Below are 17024 nucleotides of genomic sequence, written 5' to 3'. Positions count from 1 at the left end.
ACTCCGCGCAGCCTTACTTTTTATCAATTGCGTTGTTAATATCATAATCATGAAGATCAATATCAAGCTCCATCCCTAGCGCAAGCTTGGCTAACTGGCATCCGAGAAATGGCCCTGCCGTTAATCCAGAGGAACCTAATCCATTGGCCGTTATTAATCCTTCCCAGCCTGGGATTGCGCCAATGACGGGCAGAAACCCTGGTGTAAAGGGACGAAAACCGACACGGATCTCCTGCAGCGTGCTGTCAGCGAGCGCTGGTGCTAGCGTCAGTCCCTTGTTGAGAACTTCCTGCATCCCCCCTGCCGTGACACGCGTATCGTAGCCTTCAATGTCATTTTCATGCGTCGCACCAATGACGATCTTCCGATCTTCAAAAGCAAGGATATATTGATCATGAGGCGGCATAATTAACGGCCAATGGCCTGTATCATGCTGCTCAGCAACTTGTACATGCATGATCTGGGCTTTTTGGTAGCTTGCCATAAAAGGAATGCCCAGCGGCTTGTACAGCGAATTGGCCCAAGCGCCAGCACATACCACAACCATATCAGCTGCTAAAAATGTTGAATCAACAGTAACACCAGTCACACGCTTCGATTCGTATTGCAATACAGCGTCTCCAGAGATGAGCTTGGCTCCCTTGCGCTGTGCGGAACGAAGCAGCGCATCACGCAGTGCGCGTCCGTCTACCCGAGCAGCCCCGCTGACATGAACGGAATGATAGCTTTCAGCTAACAAGGGGAACCTCTCACGGGTTTGAGCAGCATCCAGCACCGTGATTTCGCCAACTTCTGGCGCATCCCCTTTTCGCAGCTGCGCCCTCTCTTCCATCTTACTGATCTTATCCAGATCATCATGAATGCAAAGTGCTCCAACTTGTGCGTAGCCTGTTTTGGTCTCGCCTTCCTGCTCAAGCTCATGAATGAGCGAAGGATAGAAGTGAGCTCCAGCCTTCACTAGCTGGTACCACGCTTTATTGCGTCGCTGTGAGAGCCAAGGGCAAATGATGCCGGCAGCAGCATCTGTAGCCTGACCCTTATCTTGACGGTCAACAAGAAGCACATCCGCGCCCATTTTCGCCAACTGATAGGCAGTTGACGCTCCAAGTATTCCCGCCCCGATGATAATGACTTTTTTCATCATACAATTCCTTTCTCTACAACCTATTCCCATTATAGCGAACTCGTAAAGAAAGGCATAACCCTCAGATAGATAGCAACAGCATCATGCATCATCGTACGTGGATACTGATTAACAGGCATCCAACTGCCAATGGATGATGTGACCAGCGTGCGTCAGACCTCCACCAAAGCCATACAGCATCAAAATCTGTCCATTGGACAGCTTTCCTTCATTCAACCCTAGCTGCAGCGCTAATGGAATGGACACAGCCGAAGTGTTGCCGAGGTGCTCTGCACTTGTTAAGGTCCTTTCATAGGGGAAGCCTGATTTCTCGCACACGGACTCAATCATTCGCAGATTCGCGCTATGCGGAACAAACCAGTCCAGCTCGTCCATGTTGAGGTTGGCTGTTCGCAGCAGCTCACTCATGCCGGATGGGATGGTACGCGTCACCCATTTATAGACTTCGCGGCCATTTTGAACAATCTTACCGCTTGTGCTCAATGGGTTCCCGAACATCGTATGTGATATATTCGGCAGGTAGACATGCTGCCCTCCCTCTCCTTGTGTTCCAAGATGAGAAGCAATAAAGCTCGGCTGTTCTTCATCTCGTTCAACGAGAACGGCTGCAGCCCCGTCTCCAAAGAGAATGCAGGTTGTTCGATCCGTATAATCGGTTACCTTCGATAACGTTTCGGCAGCGACGACCAATACTTTTCGGTGAAGTCCTGATGTAATCAGTCCATTCGCAAGATGCAGTCCATATGTAAAGCCAGCGCAGGTTGCATTGAGATCAATCGCACCGGTTTGAGGGATGTGAAAATGCTGCTGGATCTGACATGCAACACTTGGGAAGGCGTAATCAGATGTTGTCGTGGCCACTATAATAAAGTCCACATCAAGAAGTTCCTTATGATATTGCTCTCTTAAATTCTCAATCGCTTTACAAGCTAAGGTTGAGGCGTATTCATGTTCCCCAGCCATTCTTCTTTCCTTCATGCCTGTTCGCTGCACAATCCAAGCATCATTTGTCTCCACCATTTGTTCCAAATCTGCATTGGTTAGGATCCGTTCAGGTACATAAGTGCCAATTGCTGTGATACTAGCCTTTGAATGCATTTGCCGTCAGCCCCTTCAACATAATTAGTACCAAGTAATAATATCTAATCTTAATACTAGATACTAATTAAAGTCAATCGCTGTTCAGCGAAATTAACAGGCGCATTAATTAGGTGAAGCAGGGTTGCTTCAGATGAACAATCGTTATTGTCTTCTTATGACAATGGACATCGGTCAAAGCTGTTCATCTCTCAAGCACCAACCGCCCTTAGCGAATCCGCAGCGCAAAAGCTCCATGGATGAGGTGATCTTCTGGCAGCACAACGGTTAACCCATGCTCGTTTCTTGTCCATTCTAGTTCTCCGCTGTATCCAAGCAGCTCAACGGATTCGATCTGATTAGGATACAAGCGCAAAGTTTCAGCTAGCGATTGGATGAGTATTCTATGATTATCAGGCTTTTTCATGAGGATAGCGTACAGTCGTCCTTCTCTTGTTGTGAAGCGGATATCTTGAGCTGTAAATGGCTTACGCTTCGTATCTGTGAACGAGCCGCTTTCAATCTTTGTCGGCCCTTCTCCGAATACCTTCCAAGGCCGAGTGCTGTAGATGGCTTCACCATACACGGCCAGCCATTGACCGATGGCCTTCAGAATTTCCTGCTCCTGCTCGGGTATTGTTCCATCAGGTCGAGGGCCAATATTAAGCAGCAGTGCTCCATTTTTGCTTACGATATCAATCAGGTCACCGATAATCGAATCCGCCGTTTTATACCTATGATGTGAGGTGTAGCTCCATGAGTTCTCAGATACGGAAGTATCCGTTTGCCAGAAGCTTGGCCTGATGTCATCTAATTGCCCTCGCTCGACATCAAATACTGCCGTCCCCTCTTGAAAAGCATCTTCCTTATAATTAATGGCAACGCCTCTATTCCAATCGAGGCCTTTATTATAGTAATAGGCTGCAAGCCGCTTCAGATACGGCTTGAAGGACGGCTCTCTAATCCACCAATCGAACCACAGCAGCTGCGGCTCATAGCGATCGATGAGATCACAAGTACGTGCCAGCCAGTCATCCAGAAACGCTTCATGCGGCTGCCGTTCTGGAATCCAGCCTTTCGGATCGCATTTCTCTGCTGGTCCGTACAATCCAGCATTTTGCGGGTCATTGACATCGGAATCAAACTGCCGTCCGCCATTGAAAAACCACCAATTCTCCGCGCGATGGCTTGATACGCCAAAGATGAGATGCTGTTGTCTAGCAGCATTGGACAGTTCCTGAATGATGTCCCGATGCGGTCCCATCTTCACTGCATTCCAATCCGTGAATGGGCAGTCGTACATTGGAAAGCCATCATGATGCTCAGCGACTGGCACAACAAATTTCGCGCCGGATTGCCTCACGATTTGCATCCATTCCTCCGCATTGAACTTTTCAGCCTTGAATTGAGGAATAAAATCCTTGTAACCGAACTTATCCTGCGTTCCATAATGGGCAACATGATGGTTATAGGCATCTGTTCCTTCGATGTACATATTTCTTGCATACCACTCGCTGTTGTAAGAAGGGACGGCGTATACGCCCCAATGGATGAATATGCCGAACTTCGCATCCTGATACCAGTCTGGGATCTCGTAATGGCTCAGCGAATCCCAATTCGGCGCATAATTTCCTCTCTCGATTATGTCATCTATATGGTTTAAGTGGTGGCGAAGTTGTTCGCGTTCGTGCATCTCTATCAATTCCTTTCATCCCAATTATTCTTTAACCGCAACCGCATCCGCATCTTAAAGATAACATCAGATGAAAACGATAAAAGATCGGATTATTGCGAAATTGTACTGTTTTTTGATACTCTTATGAAGATGTCGGATATAAGGAGTGCATGATAGATGAAGCCGATTCGAAAGCGTCTTGAGACCGAGCTATCATTCCCGTTTATACTGAACTTTATGGATACGAAGTCGCCGCAGCTTGAGCTGCCAGATCATGTTCATGATTGGTATGAGCTCGTGTATGTGCATAGTGGCGCCGGTCATTTCTTTATTGATCACCATCTATTCGATATGAATGAAGGGGATCTGTTCATCATCCCCCAGAATACGATTCATCGCGCCTTTCCAGATCGAGAGGATCCGGTCACCTCGACCGCTTTGTTTTTCAGCCCGATCCTGATCCAAGCGATGCCGATAATCGAATCCTTTTCCTTTCTGCAATACTTTGAGCAGTGCCGCTTCGACCACTATTACAAGCTCGAATGCAGTGAGCTGCTGAAGAGCATGATGGTTCATTCTCTAACGATGATGAATGATGAGCTGAAGGGTGAAAAGCCAGGCTTTCGTCATGCCGTCATCTTGATCCTGCATCAAATGATTGTATCCATTCATCGTGAGGGGTATGAGAGGCGCAAGCAGATCGAGATTCAGGAAGCGATTAGTCCAGATTGGATGAAAAATATATTGCAGTATATCGATGCGAACTATGCTGAAGAGATGAGCTTGGAGCAGCTGAGCGAGGTCGCAGCTGTGAGTACTGCTCACTTAAGTCGCAGGTTCAAGCAGCTTACAGGCATGAATGTTATCAACTACATCGTGATGAAGCGTATTGTCCATGCGAAGCAGAGATTAATGGAATCGCACGATAAGGTCGATACGATTGCTTATGCCAGCGGGTTCGAGAGCCTGCCTCACTTTCACCGGACGTTTAAAAAAATAGTCGGAATGACACCAGCAGCTTATAGACGTGAGCATTCAGCGAATACATATAAATGATAGAAGCTCACCCATGATTGCTCCTATCAGTGAACAGCGACAACCTCCAGCCTTGGCTGCATGCCAAGATACTGGAGGTTGTTGTTCGTGGTCATTTAAGTGTTTTTATTAGATACATTAAATATTATCCATGTCAACTATCGCTTTGATCACCTTGGATTCTGGCAGCAGCCAGTGATCAATATGTTGGATCATGTCATGAAATGAACTACGGTGCGTAATATAGGAATCGATGTCGATCTGACCGTTCAGCATCGCTTCTTTCACGTATTCAAAGTCCTCTCGGGTCGCATTGCGGCTCCCCATCAAGGTCAGCTCCTTACTGTGAAAGTCTGGGTCGCTGAATGATAGATTGGTTTTTACTAAGCCGACAAACACGAGCGTCCCGCCATGCGCAACGAGATCGAAGGCTCGAGTCATGGATTGCTGGCTGCCTGTTGCATCAAATACAATGGAAGGATATTCTCCATCATTGAGTGCTTGCAGGTGATCATTGGACAGATGAGCTTCTATCACTTGCTTGACCCCTGCCCAGGATTGGCAGAACCGCAGCCGCTCTTCATTGAGGTCCATCGCTATTACATGGGCACCCGCTTGGCTTGCCAGTTTCATAATCCCAAGACCGATGGGTCCGGCTCCGATGACAAGGACGATATCCCCTTGCTTAAGACCTGAACGACGTATGGCATGCGCGCCTATCGCTAGCGGCTCAAGCATGGCCGTTTGATCCAGATTAAGATCCGCTGTTGCGATAAGATGACTAGTTGGAACCGAGATTCGTTCTCTCATTCCTCCATCCACATGCACGCCAAGCACCTTCAGATGCTTGCAGCAATTCGTCTTATTGCTTCTGCAAGCAGTGCAAGCGCCGCAGTGCATATAAGGAATGATGCTGACTTGATCACCCACAACAATGTCTTTTTCATGCTCATCGATCGACTCTACGATTCCAGCAAGTTCGTGCCCTAGGATGCGTGGATAAGTAAAATAAGGCTGATTGCCTTGATAAGCATGCAGATCCGTGCCACAAATTCCAATTCGTTGAATCGCTACGATTGCCTCGCCCTCACCACGGACTGGTTCTGCTTGTTCAGCAAGCTTTAATGATCTGTTTTTCTCGCAGATGATGCTGTTCATAGGGTATCCCCTTCTACTAAGGATGGCTCCTCGTTATACTCTGGACGTCCGCTTGGCCACAATTCATTGCGAATCGGAGACAGTATTTGGAGCACTGACGCTAACAGCTCTTGATCAATTGCTTCGTCCGTCCAAGCCGCATTGCGGATAATATTGTCTGGATTGGCTGTACTGACTAGCGTCGTTGGAATCTGTTCATGGCTGCACGAGAATTGCACCGCCAGCTTGGCGATGTCTGCTCCTTGAGAAGCACAGTAATCTGCGGCTTGCTTGCAAAAGCGCTTTACTCGTCCACTTGCTGGATGCCAGCTTGGCGTCTCGCGTGTACTCAACAGTCCCATGGACAGTGGAGATGCATTAACGAGACTTGCCTGCTTCTCCTTTGCAAGCGGGAGCAGCTGCAGCAAGGACGTATCATTGAGTGAATAATGGCAATAGGATAGAATCACGTCTGCCTCCATGAGCGGCAGCATTGTCGTAAAGAGCTTCAATGGAAGCCCGCTAAAGCCAAAGTATCGAATCTTTCCCTCTGCTTTTAACCGTTGAAGCACAGGAACGGCTTCCTCTAGTATGATCTCCTTTGGCACGAACTCGATATCATGCAGGAACAGCATATCTACATAATCGGTATGAAGTCGAGTTAAGCTCTCGTCCAAGCTGCGGAGAACTCGATCTTTCGAAAAATCAAACTCATTCTCGCCATAGCGTCCCACCTTCGTTGACAGAAGGTAGCTGTCGCGTGGAAGGCCCTTGAGCGCTTGACCCAGAACCGATTCCGCTTTGGTTCGTCCATAATACGGCGATACGTCAATATAATTGATCCCTGCATGAAGGGCGGCATGCACGGCGCGTCTGCTGTCCATGTCGTCGGTGTGACGAAAGACGGAACCTAAGGATGACGCTCCAAAGCTTAATACAGATACATCAAGCCCCGTGTTCCCAAGCTTGCGATATTTCATTATAAGGTCACTCCATCCTTAAAGATTGCGATCTCTTTATATCCTTGCTTTTCATTCTGGGCAGTTGCCTCACCAGACGCGATAGCGATGATTCGTTCCCACAATTCATCTCTCATTTGCAACATGGATTTCCCTTCATACAACTGTCCAGCATTGTAATCAATCCAGTGCGGCTTGTGCGCTGCGAGCGTGAAATTCGTAGAGATCTTTAAAGTCGGAACGGGCCCGCCGAAGGGTGTGCCTCTGCCTGTTGTAAACAGCACCAAATGTGCGCCTGCCGCTGAAAGTGCCGTAACGGATACAAGATCATTGCCTGGTGCTTCAAGCAAATGAAGGCCAGCCTTATGAATGCGCTCCCCATAACGAGCAACGCCCATGACTGGAGAAGTTCCGCCCTTTTGGGTGCATCCAAGCGATTTTTCTTCAAGTGTGGTAATCCCGCCTGCTTTGTTGCCTGGCGAAGGATTTTCATAGATTTCCTGCCCATGTCGGATGAAATAGTGCTTGAAATGATTAATGAGGTTAACAATGCGCTGATGCACCTCTTCATTCACCGCCCGATTCATAAGCAGCGTTTCTGCGCCAAACATCTCGGGTACCTCCGTCAGAATGGCGCTTCCACCTTCAGCGATCAAGTGGTCAGCTATTGTACCCACGAGTGGATTGGCGGTGATGCCTGACAATCCATCCGAGCCTCCGCATTTTAGTCCAATGCATAGCTTCGATATTGGTAACGGCTCGCGATGATCCAATGCCGCCTGCTCAGCCAGCTCCCCGATGAGCAGCAGCCCTTTCTCAAGCTCATCTTCTTCCTGCTGGGCATGCATGAATTTGATTCGAAGCGGATCAAACTCCCCCAGCTCCTTCTGCAAGAGTTGGATTTGATTGTTTTCACAGCCGAGCCCGACAACAAGAACCCCAGCAGCGTTCGGATGTCGAATAAGTGAGGCTAGCAGTCTCGTCGTATAAGCGAGATCGTCGCCGAGCTGTGAGCAGCCATAGGGGTGGGCAAAATGATAAATGCCGTCTACTTGATGGCCATATTGCGTATTGCCTTGCTTTGCCAATATCTCGCAGGTTTTGTTGATGCATCCTACGGTATTGATAATCCAGATTTCATTGCGAATGCCCACCGAACCATCCTTGCGAACATAGCCTTGAAAGGTTCGGTGTGACGAACGTCTTGGTTCTTGCTCCATGAACGATAGCTGATCTTGATATTGCGTGATTCCGCTGAGCTTTGTCGAGAGATTGTGGGTATGTACCCACTCCCCTGGCTTAATCTCCAAGGCGGCATAACCAATCGGATATCCATATTTGAATACGTCCTCCCCTTTGTGGATGCGGGTCGTCGCAATCTTGTGGCCAACTTCAACATCTTGTTTGACTTCGATATTCGCTCCAGCTTCCAGTGTTATCGTTTCGCCAGCTGCATAAGGCCGCAAGACAACAATAACGTGGTCTTTCTCCGATATACGAATCCAATCGCTCATTGAGATATTCCCCTCTCCCAGTATTGCAGCCATTCTGCAAGGTTAGCTGCAAATGAAGGTGAATCACACATTGCCCGTCCCCAAAAACGTTCCTCTGCAAGAATAGCATGGATGGTATCCAGATGTTGAGCGCTGCCTGTAGAAGCTTGTTTCCATAGCTCTGCCATTCGCTCCAACAGCTCTGCATCATCACGAACAGAATAAGACTTCCCATGCAGCGACATTCCTGTGTAGCTTCCGTCTTCATGTTTCTCTACCTTGTAATATCGCAGCAACGCGGCAAAGCCGAGAACAAGCTGCGGCGGAACCGTCTTTCCTTGATCCAAGTAATGAACAATAGACGGCAGCAGCCGAACGCGAGCCTTGCTAAGACTGTTCATTGCAATATCGTGAAGCTGATGACAAAGGAATGGGTTGGCAAAACGCTCAAGAACTTGTTCCGCGTACAGCTGCAGGCTGTCCACGTTTCCGCTTACAGTTGGAATGAGCTCTTTGAACACTACCTCGCGAAGTGCTGTCCCCCATTCCTCATCCATAAGAAAGGAGCGAACATCATCAATGCCATGCAGGAGGCCAAGTGGTGCCATCCACGTATGTGCCCCGTTCAGAATGCGGACTTTTCTGGTTTGATATGGCCTAAGGTCGTCTGTCCACAGGACATGAAGACCGGCTTGCTGAAGCGGCAGGCGCATTTCCATATCAGCCTTTGCTTCAATGACCCATAAATAATAGGGCTCAGTCGTGCACAGCAGTTGATCCGTATAACCCCATTTATGAAACCAGGCTTGCGCTTGCTTGGCATCAGGATATCCGGTGACGATGCGGTCCACAAGCGTATTCAAGAATACATTATGCTTCATCACCCAATCCTTAAAGGCAGCAGGCAGCTCCCAATCCGTTGCATGCCTCAATATCGTTTGCTTGAGAGCGTCACCATTGCGTTCCAGCAGCTCACATGGAAGGAATGTCAGCCCTCGTTCAGGGCAGCCATCGAAGGCCTGATAACGCAAGTACAGCAAATGGGCAAGCTTCCCTGGAAAGGAAGCAATAAGACCTTCTTGCAAGGGCTCCGCTGTATATGCAATTCCCGCCTCTGTCGTATTGGATACCACAAACTGAAGCGATGGTAGAACAGCCAATGCTGTGAGTCGGTTCCAGTCCTCGTATGGATCAAATATGTTCGAAAAGACCGATATGATCTCGCGCTCCATGACCGCTCGGCCCATTCTAATTCCCTGAGTAACCAGCGTATATATACCTTGCTGCTCCATTAGCTTCTCGATGTTCGCTTTACCTGAAGGACGAGGCTGTACGACAGCAATGCTGCCGTGAAACAACCCTTGCTTGATGCACTGTTGAATCATCCAGTCGAAGAATCCACGCAGGAAATTGCCTTCACCGATCTGAAGGATAGTCGTTGGAGCAGACTGAACGGCCTTATGCAGGGCTCGCTGTTCAGCATTCAGGCTAAGTGGAGACAATGGCTTCATAGCTTATAGAACTCCTTTGCATTTAAGCCAAACAGGCGTAATCGTTCTGCCCCGCTTCACTTACTTGGAAGGGCGGCAGTCAAGATATCCATCACCTCATCATAATCGCCTGCGAGCAAGCAAACTGGCCAATCGCTTCCATACATGACACGACTTGAGCCAAATTCCTGCAGTACATGGCGTATATAGGGGATGAAGTCCATCGCCTTCCATGCCGCATGATCAGCTTCAGTGACCATGCCCGACAGCTTGCAATAAATATTCGGAAACCGGCTGATCTCTGATAAGTGGCTGGCCCAAGGTTCTAACAATCCTTCCTTAATTGGAGGCTTTCCAATATGATCAATCACCCCTCGCAGCGTTGGGACCTACTTCAGCATTGCGATAACGTCCTCCAATTGATTGGATGACACCAGCAGGTCAATAGGAACCTTGAGCGCAGCATACTCACGCAGCGCTTCTATGAATCTTGGCTCCAGAATACACGTCGAATCCTTCATATCTTGGATCATGATTCGAAAGCCGACATATTTTGAATGTGTACAGCATTGCTCGTAGTGGCTTCGATGATTAGGATCAAAGAGATCCAGCCATCCCACAACACCGAGTACGGACGGTTGCTCTGCAGCAATTGATAGAATACACATCGTTTCCTCTAAGGTAGGAGCAGCTTGCACAAGGATGCTTCCATCCAGCTTGTGTTTAGACAATAAAGGCTCTAGATCATCCGGCAAGAAATCCCTGTACAATCGCTTAAGTTCCGGAGTGATCCACCCATAATCACCTCTGGTGATCCTCCAATAATGCTGATGAGCATCGATTCTCATCGGATTAACCACCTCTTTAGCCGTAATGTTCTCTCGCTTAACGGATGCAACTCTATTGTAAAACACATTAAAATGCATATGTAATCGCTTTATATTGCAGGTTTATATCTTATATTGATGTTGAAGAGCTGCGATACCGCCTGTTATGATCTTCAGTTCGGTTGAACCTCTACAAAATCAAGCCGACGCATGAAAAGCGTCGGCTTGATTTTGAGCTTGATGAATGTAGACATGTAATCGTACTATATTCATTTCTGTTATAGTGATTAATCAAGCATTGATGATAACTCATCTAGTTCATTTCCTAACGCGCTTAATGTTGTCACTCTCTCCTCTTCCAGCTGATGATCATACAGCAGCTGCTCGATAAACTCCCAGATATCTTCTAGCTTTCGCCGATATTGATAGAATCGGAGTGCGTCTGCATGCAAGGCATAGCCTTTGTGAACAGAGCGGTAAACCCTTAAGAAGGTCTCATAGTAAGGTTCATTCATAAGAAACATCATGTCGGCTTCAACGGGCGCCAGCCTCAGCCCCTCCCAATCGATTAGCATCAATTGCTCTCCAGCTTGCATGAGATTCCAATGATGAATATCGGTGTGACACCATACCATTTTAAGGTCTTCATGTTTAAGGGATTCGGCCAAGGATTGAAGCTTGTTTATCATGGTCATGATCTGATTCAATCGAGGGGAGATGATTGCGCTCAGATCAAAGGGCAGCGTCTGAATGTTAAGCTCGATCGTTTCCTTTAATGCAATCAAAAAAGGAACCTGAAAGTCTTCTATTATTTCCTTGGCACTTAGATGCTCAGTTACGACGTGTGTATGGAGATCCGCGATTATGACAGCCAATTGGATGACTTGCTCTTCTGACAACGCCTGCTCGCCAATCGTTGTACCTTCGATATACGCATATAAGAGATAGACGCCGTATTCATCCTCGCATTGATATGCCCCTGACTTCGTTATAATAGGAACAGGAAGGTGGGATGTCAATCTTGTATGTTCATGAAGCCACAGTAACATTGGCACATAATGATGTATAGAAGCAGTCCATTTTAAAGTAGAGGCTCTGCTCTTTTCATACACTTTGAGGAAATAACGTTTGCTGCAATCCTTTACTTCAAAGGCCAGTGCGGCCCATCCGCCTTCAAGCGGCGATATATCGATACTATTAATCCTGTAATGAGTCTTAAGCATACTCTTCAGCTTATCCATGTTCACACCATTATGACTCCTTTATTCACTTATGATACACATATCGTAGCATGCGAGGTGAACGTTTTTCCACACTAGAATGGCGACGTAATAGCGGCTTTAAGAGTCAATAATTGCGGACAGAATGCTTTCCTTGATGAGCGGCCAACGGTCACGAGGCTGCAACTGGAATGCAGAAGCGATAGCCACGGCTAGACCTTTAGCAGGGATGCAGCAAATGACATTGCCGCCATCACCTAACACCATATAAGCAAAAATGCCTTCTTCTTCTCGCAGCCACCAAAGATAACCATAATGAGAATGAATATCGGCTGTTGTTGATTCTTTAATTCATGCTGATGGAATGAGAATTACTTATGCTGCTCATCATTGTCCTCCTCTTTTAAAACAGTATCACTTGTTTAACAGCGCGCTCCCCTGTATTCTTCACTACTATTTATGACAATTTCTTTGCAATAGGGAAATATACCTCGGTAATATAAGTATTGGGATAAACGCTTTGATATGGATCGGTTACATACACCTCATACGGTGAACTTACCAATGCATATCCTTCGTATTCCACCCATTGTCTAAGATTTGCATATACGGCGGTAAGCTCTGTATAGTCTCCTTGAAGAAGAGATTTCGCGCATAATCCGCCTGAAAAATCTCTCGTTCCTTTAACGGGCTCCAGAATCGGGATTGCAAATTCTGTATCATTGCCTGCTGGATTATATTCAGGGCTGTGATAGATGGTCATCGGCGTACCCGCTATGGTTAACTGCTCAGATGCAATGACTTCATACAGTTTTTGAAAATGCATGCCATATCCCGCTGCATAATCGCTGCTGCTTAGCATACGGGGGTATATAAAATTCTGGATGTCGATCTTCTTCTGAATAAGCGTGTTGTACAGTTTTTCCTCTGCTTCATCCCCTTCGCACGCTAACCATGTTTTGATTTCATCCAGAGAAAAGGAATACGCTTTTAACCGATGAATGAAAAACAACGTCTTCAACTGCCCTATGGAATAATAGCGATAGCCGTTTTCCGGGTTAATCTCATCAGGCCTTATCAATCCGATAATCTCGTCATAGTAACGAAGTGTTTTCGTCGATACGCCGCCTATCTTTGAAAATTCGCCAATCGATAGCTTCCACTCGCCCCCACTTTTCGTATGAACATACAGATCTGCCGCATCATCTGCACCACGAATCTTGCTACAGTTCACTGTACGCCTTCCCCGTAGGGGAAAGTCAACATGCATGTAAAAAAAGACTGCCATAGCACTTGGCAGTCTTTTGCTTAAAACATTATTTGCGAGTGGAGAGAATGAACTTCTGCAATGCTTCTGTATTCGTCAGGCTCTTATTGCAAACATGGTTATCCATGCAAATGTAGTGCCCAATGGCAGCGTAATGATCTGAAGACGCCATCCCCTTCTTCGTGATGACTGAGAAAAAGGCGAGCTCTTGATGCCGATTGCATAAGAGACAGTATCCCTTCTTGTTCGTTGGCGTGATTCGTCCTTCGATACCAATGAATTGGCCTGCAAAAGGATATACCAGAAATAATCTATTGGTAGCAATATCGATCCAGCTCAGATACGTGACAAAGCGAAAATCAATCAATCCCAGATCCGGCACTTTTAATTTCTTATGCTTCGGGAACAGCTTTTGAATCTGCTTTGGTGAGATTGGTGGATATGGCTCAAGATAAGGCACGAGATCGGACAAATATTTTTCAAAATCATTTGCCGTCTCTAGTGTTGAGACCTGCTCCAGCAGCTGCTCCTGTTCATGGGCAAGCACAGGAAAAGCTTCGATCATGCTTTGTGCAGCACGAAATCTTACGGTTTCCAGTACGCGCTGATCAGAGACGGTTCGCAATGCATGCAGAACTTGATTCGTTTGTTTTTTAATCAGATTGTATTGATGGTTTCTAATAAATGGTGTATTCATCGCTTGTTAGCCCCTTATATGAAGTATTGGTTATAAGGTGCAAAGCCCACTATTAGAAACGATAAATGGTAGCTTGGGCGATCAAGAATAACCTGTCGCGCCTCACGCAAAGTATCGCCCTAAGATTAGGCTTCGCATGAGGACTTCCTAGCTAATGAGCAATAATGTGTTGCCAACGATAACACCCCCCGCACATATGACATGGGAAAAGTATATCAGGGATACCAAGCTGCCGCAATTGCATAGAATCCGGGATGAGTTATAGCATTCTTCATGTAAATCGTTAGTCCATGCATTGATGCGCTTCCCCTGCCGTCTTTAAGGTTCCCATAAAAATAATAAAAGATGGAAATTGGCATACTAACAAGGATAAGAATCAAGTATGCTCTCGTTCATCTAAGCAGAGCAATACGATGTGGAGGATTACAGAATGAAGAGGAACACTCAGTTGGCCATCGTTCTACTGCTTGCCATGCTGCTTCTGATCTCAGGCTGTGGAGGAGCAAGCTCAAAGCAGCCTGCTCCAGATGAGGGCGCGAAAGAGGCCGCAGAAGAAAACAAGGAAAAGGAAGATGCGACCTCAAGCGCATCGCTTGCGAAATATACACCGCTTGATCAACTGAAGGACAGCTACGATGTTGTGATTGTCGGCGCGGGAGGAGCAGGCATGACTGCGGCACTTGAAGCAAAAGCAGCAGGCATGAGCCCTGTTATCCTTGAGAAGATGCAGGTTGCCGGCGGCAATACGAGCAAAGCCTCTTCCGGCATGAACGCATCAGAAACCAAATTCCAGAAGGAGCAGAACATCTCGGACTCGAATGATCTGTTCTATGAGGAAACCCTGAAGGGCGGCCATATGGCCAACGACAAGGATATGCTGCGTTACTTTGTCGACCATTCAGCAGACGCTATTGAATGGCTCGATACTAACGGCATCCGCTTGAACAACATTACCATTACAGGAGGTATGAGCGAGAAGCGCACCCATCGTCCGGAAGATGGATCAGCAGTCGGCAAATACCTTGTATCTGGTCTTCTGAAGAAAGTGCAAGAGCAAGGGATTCCTGTCTTCGTTAATGCTGACGTGCAGGAGATTACCAGTAAAGATGGGCGAGCAAATGGCGTAAAGGTTGACTTCAGCCAAGCAAATGAGAACAAGACTATAGCCGCCAAATCCGTTGTCATCACAGCAGGCGGGTTCGGAGCAAATATGGATCTTATTAAGCAGGTGCGTCCTGATCTAGAAGGATATGTGACGACGAATCAGGAAGGCAGCACCGGAGATGGCATTACGATGGTTGAACATATGGGAGGCACTACTGTTGATATGGATCAAATTCAGGTTCATCCAACGGTGCAGCAGGAAAATTCTTACTTGATCGGTGAAGCCGTGCGAGGCGAAGGAGCCATACTCGTTACCAGCAAAGGCAAGCGTTTCGTGAATGAGATGGCTGCTCGTGACACCGTCACAGCTGCGATTGACAAGCTTCCGGAGAAGAGCGCATATCTCATCTTTGATTCCGGAGTCAAGTCCCGAGCAAAGGCGATCGATTATTATGAGAAGATGGGCTTTGTTAAAAAAGCGGATACGATCAAGGGCGTTGCTGAAATCATTGGGGTTCCCACCGATCAACTGCAGAAGACGCTTGAGAGTTGGAACAGTGCTGTCAAGAATAAGAAGGATGATGCCTTCAACAGAAAAACAGGAATGGAGCATGACTTGTCAGCAGCACCTTATTATGCGATCAAGATCGGCCCAGGCATTCACTACACGATGGGCGGCGTGAAGATTAATACGAATACGGAAGTGCTGGACAAGGAAGGCGCGCCTATTCCGGGATTATTTGCTGCCGGAGAAGTTACAGGCGGACTTCATGGCGAGAATCGAATCGGCGGGAACTCCATCGCCGAAATCATTATTTTTGGCCGTCAGGCCGGTATGAAGTCAGCAGAGTATGCTAAGACCGTAAAGTAATCCTATGGGACTTGCTTTTGCTAGCTTTATTTATGTGCAAGACACAAAGACCTCATCTCCGTGCACCACGGCAGATGAGGTCTTTAACTGAGATTAAGGTTGGACTATAGCTGAATTTGAGGTTCGCGCTGCAAATGAATGTGCCTCTACCCCTCTTACTCCTGTCTTGACACGGAATAGACTGCCTGCAAGCGGCTCGCTGGCCAATCGTTCCTTGGATAGAAAAGCAGCCGCAGTCGTTATGTACAATTCATCTAGATTCTCTCCGCCAAATGTACAAGAAGCCACCTGCGAGGCCGGCACAGTGACGCTGGCCATGTGCTCTCCTGTCGCAGGGTTTAGGCGAATGACCTTGCCTCCACCCCATAAGGCGATCCAGAGCATGCCTTCGCAATCAATGGTCATCCCATCAGGAGAGCCCTCTTCCGATGGAATAACAGCTATGGATCTACGCTCACCTAATGATCCGCTATTAAGATCATAGGAATAGGCAGCAATCTCAGCACTGGCGGTATCAATATAGTACATCGTTTCTCCATCCAGACTCCAAGCAAGCCCATTGGAGATGGTGATGTTGGACAGCATCTTCTTGCATCCATGCTCAGCATCAAGACAATACAGCGCGCCGGCATGCGGTTTGATGTTCATATCCATCGTTCCCGCGAAGAATCGACCGGCCGGATCGCATTTGCCATCATTGAACCGATTGTTTGGAGTATTCGGTTCCGGATTAACGATATGCTCCTTAGTCCCAGTCAGGAGGTCAAGCTTGTAGAATCCGTCCTTCATTGCACATAGGAACGTTCCTCTAATTTGGGTTGGGACGATCGCACTAATGTACTGGTCCACTTCATGGCAAGAGGTTTCTCCTGATACTGGATGATAGTGATGAATCCGCTTCCTAGTAATGTCAACCCAGTAAAGACACTGATCAACGGGATCCCATAGAGGTCCCTCGCCTATCTGGTTGTTGGCATGCACGACAATTTCCGCTTGCAAATTCAATGCCACGGCTTTTCACATCTCCT

Annotated in this window: 13 protein-coding genes and 2 pseudogenes; 2 read left to right on the top strand and 13 right to left on the bottom strand. The window is 47.3% G+C overall.

The annotated features are described in order from the left end of the window. Window positions 1-13: 13 nt before the first annotated feature. The 3 genes from B9Y93_RS05770 to B9Y93_RS05760 form a co-directional block, all read right to left on the bottom strand. Window positions 14-1141, bottom strand: a complete 1128-nt coding sequence (locus B9Y93_RS05770) for an NAD(P)/FAD-dependent oxidoreductase (RefSeq protein WP_085493983.1) — start codon at window positions 1139-1141, stop codon at window positions 14-16. A 111-nt stretch (window positions 1142-1252) separates the two neighbouring features. Beyond that, window positions 1253-2242, bottom strand: coding sequence for a ketoacyl-ACP synthase III (locus B9Y93_RS05765; protein ID WP_085493357.1), 990 nt, complete (start codon window positions 2240-2242; stop codon window positions 1253-1255). Window positions 2243-2450: 208 nt separating this feature from the next. Continuing rightward, complete coding sequence (locus B9Y93_RS05760; protein WP_085493356.1) at window positions 2451-3914, bottom strand: alpha-L-fucosidase; 1464 nt, start codon at window positions 3912-3914, stop codon at window positions 2451-2453. A gap of 159 nt (window positions 3915-4073) precedes the next feature. Between B9Y93_RS05760 and B9Y93_RS05755 the strand changes: the two genes are divergently transcribed. Further along, complete coding sequence (locus B9Y93_RS05755; RefSeq protein WP_085493355.1) at window positions 4074-4952, top strand: helix-turn-helix domain-containing protein; 879 nt, start codon at window positions 4074-4076, stop codon at window positions 4950-4952. A 117-nt stretch (window positions 4953-5069) separates the two neighbouring features. On the opposite strand, the gene B9Y93_RS05750 is transcribed toward B9Y93_RS05755, so the two are convergent. From B9Y93_RS05750 to B9Y93_RS05710, 9 genes and pseudogenes are all read right to left on the bottom strand, one after another. Further along, window positions 5070-6089, bottom strand: a complete 1020-nt coding sequence (locus tag B9Y93_RS05750; RefSeq protein WP_085493354.1) for a zinc-binding alcohol dehydrogenase family protein — start codon at window positions 6087-6089, stop codon at window positions 5070-5072. Continuing rightward, window positions 6086-7048, bottom strand: a complete 963-nt coding sequence (locus tag B9Y93_RS05745; RefSeq protein ID WP_085493353.1) for an aldo/keto reductase — start codon at window positions 7046-7048, stop codon at window positions 6086-6088. The genes B9Y93_RS05750 and B9Y93_RS05745 overlap by 4 nt, the downstream gene beginning before the upstream one ends. Further along, window positions 7048-8541 (bottom strand): UxaA family hydrolase, encoded by a 1494-nt coding sequence (locus B9Y93_RS05740; protein WP_085493352.1) that lies wholly within the window; start codon window positions 8539-8541, stop codon window positions 7048-7050. The genes B9Y93_RS05745 and B9Y93_RS05740 overlap by 1 nt, the downstream gene beginning before the upstream one ends. Then, the gene (locus B9Y93_RS05735) at window positions 8538-10031 is read right to left on the bottom strand and encodes a tagaturonate reductase (RefSeq protein WP_085493351.1); all 1494 of its coding nucleotides are present in this window, start codon (window positions 10029-10031) and stop codon (window positions 8538-8540) included. Before B9Y93_RS05735 ends, B9Y93_RS05740 begins: the two co-directional genes overlap by 4 nt. Before the next feature lie 56 nt (window positions 10032-10087). Next, window positions 10088-10858: pseudogene (locus B9Y93_RS05730) on the bottom strand (amidohydrolase family protein). A 266-nt stretch (window positions 10859-11124) separates the two neighbouring features. Beyond that, window positions 11125-12078: an aminoglycoside phosphotransferase family protein gene (locus B9Y93_RS05725; RefSeq protein ID WP_085493982.1), complete on the bottom strand. Its 954-nt coding sequence runs from the start codon at window positions 12076-12078 to the stop codon at window positions 11125-11127. A gap of 99 nt (window positions 12079-12177) precedes the next feature. Next, window positions 12178-12408 (bottom strand): annotated as a pseudogene (locus B9Y93_RS25175) (serine hydrolase domain-containing protein); the annotation flags it as partial. A gap of 106 nt (window positions 12409-12514) precedes the next feature. Continuing rightward, a complete protein-coding gene (locus B9Y93_RS05715; protein WP_244903336.1) occupies window positions 12515-13249 on the bottom strand; it encodes a MerR family transcriptional regulator in 735 nt (244 codons plus the stop codon). A 124-nt stretch (window positions 13250-13373) separates the two neighbouring features. Next, window positions 13374-14021 (bottom strand): FusB/FusC family EF-G-binding protein, encoded by a 648-nt coding sequence (locus B9Y93_RS05710; RefSeq protein WP_085493349.1) that lies wholly within the window; start codon window positions 14019-14021, stop codon window positions 13374-13376. Window positions 14022-14451: 430 nt separating this feature from the next. Here B9Y93_RS05710 and B9Y93_RS05705 point away from each other — a divergent pair, with 430 nt between their 5' ends. Next, window positions 14452-15996 (top strand): flavocytochrome c, encoded by a 1545-nt coding sequence (locus B9Y93_RS05705; RefSeq protein ID WP_085493348.1) that lies wholly within the window; start codon window positions 14452-14454, stop codon window positions 15994-15996. Window positions 15997-16089: 93 nt separating this feature from the next. Here B9Y93_RS05705 and B9Y93_RS05700 read toward each other — a convergent pair whose 3' ends face one another. Beyond that, a complete protein-coding gene (locus B9Y93_RS05700; protein WP_244903295.1) occupies window positions 16090-17007 on the bottom strand; it encodes an SMP-30/gluconolactonase/LRE family protein in 918 nt (305 codons plus the stop codon). Window positions 17008-17024: the final 17 nt, after the last annotated feature.

The organism is Paenibacillus aquistagni (assembly GCF_900177815.1).
GTDB classification, from domain to species: Bacteria; Bacillota; Bacilli; order Paenibacillales; family Paenibacillaceae; genus Paenibacillus_B; species Paenibacillus_B aquistagni.
Note: the sequence above shows the minus strand (reverse complement) of the source record. Positions and strands in the feature narration are given on the sequence as shown.

Excerpts from the sequence above, each read along its gene's own strand:
- B9Y93_RS05760 (WP_085493356.1), bottom strand. The coding sequence starts at position 3,914 with ATGCACGAACGCGAACAACTTCGCCACCACTTAAACCATATAGATGAC.
- B9Y93_RS05770 (WP_085493983.1), bottom strand. The coding sequence starts at position 1,141 with ATGAAAAAAGTCATTATCATCGGGGCGGGAATACTTGGAGCGTCAACT.
- B9Y93_RS05740 (WP_085493352.1), bottom strand. The coding sequence starts at position 8,541 with ATGAGCGATTGGATTCGTATATCGGAGAAAGACCACGTTATTGTTGTC.
- B9Y93_RS05765 (WP_085493357.1), bottom strand. The coding sequence starts at position 2,242 with ATGCATTCAAAGGCTAGTATCACAGCAATTGGCACTTATGTACCTGAA.
- B9Y93_RS05710 (WP_085493349.1), bottom strand. The coding sequence starts at position 14,021 with ATGAATACACCATTTATTAGAAACCATCAATACAATCTGATTAAAAAA.
- B9Y93_RS05735 (WP_085493351.1), bottom strand. The coding sequence starts at position 10,031 with ATGAAGCCATTGTCTCCACTTAGCCTGAATGCTGAACAGCGAGCCCTG.
- B9Y93_RS05745 (WP_085493353.1), bottom strand. The coding sequence starts at position 7,048 with ATGAAATATCGCAAGCTTGGGAACACGGGGCTTGATGTATCTGTATTA.
- B9Y93_RS05750 (WP_085493354.1), bottom strand. The coding sequence starts at position 6,089 with ATGAACAGCATCATCTGCGAGAAAAACAGATCATTAAAGCTTGCTGAA.
- B9Y93_RS05725 (WP_085493982.1), bottom strand. The coding sequence starts at position 12,078 with ATGGATAAGCTGAAGAGTATGCTTAAGACTCATTACAGGATTAATAGT.
- B9Y93_RS05755 (WP_085493355.1), top strand. The coding sequence starts at position 4,074 with ATGAAGCCGATTCGAAAGCGTCTTGAGACCGAGCTATCATTCCCGTTT.
- B9Y93_RS05705 (WP_085493348.1), top strand. The coding sequence starts at position 14,452 with ATGAAGAGGAACACTCAGTTGGCCATCGTTCTACTGCTTGCCATGCTG.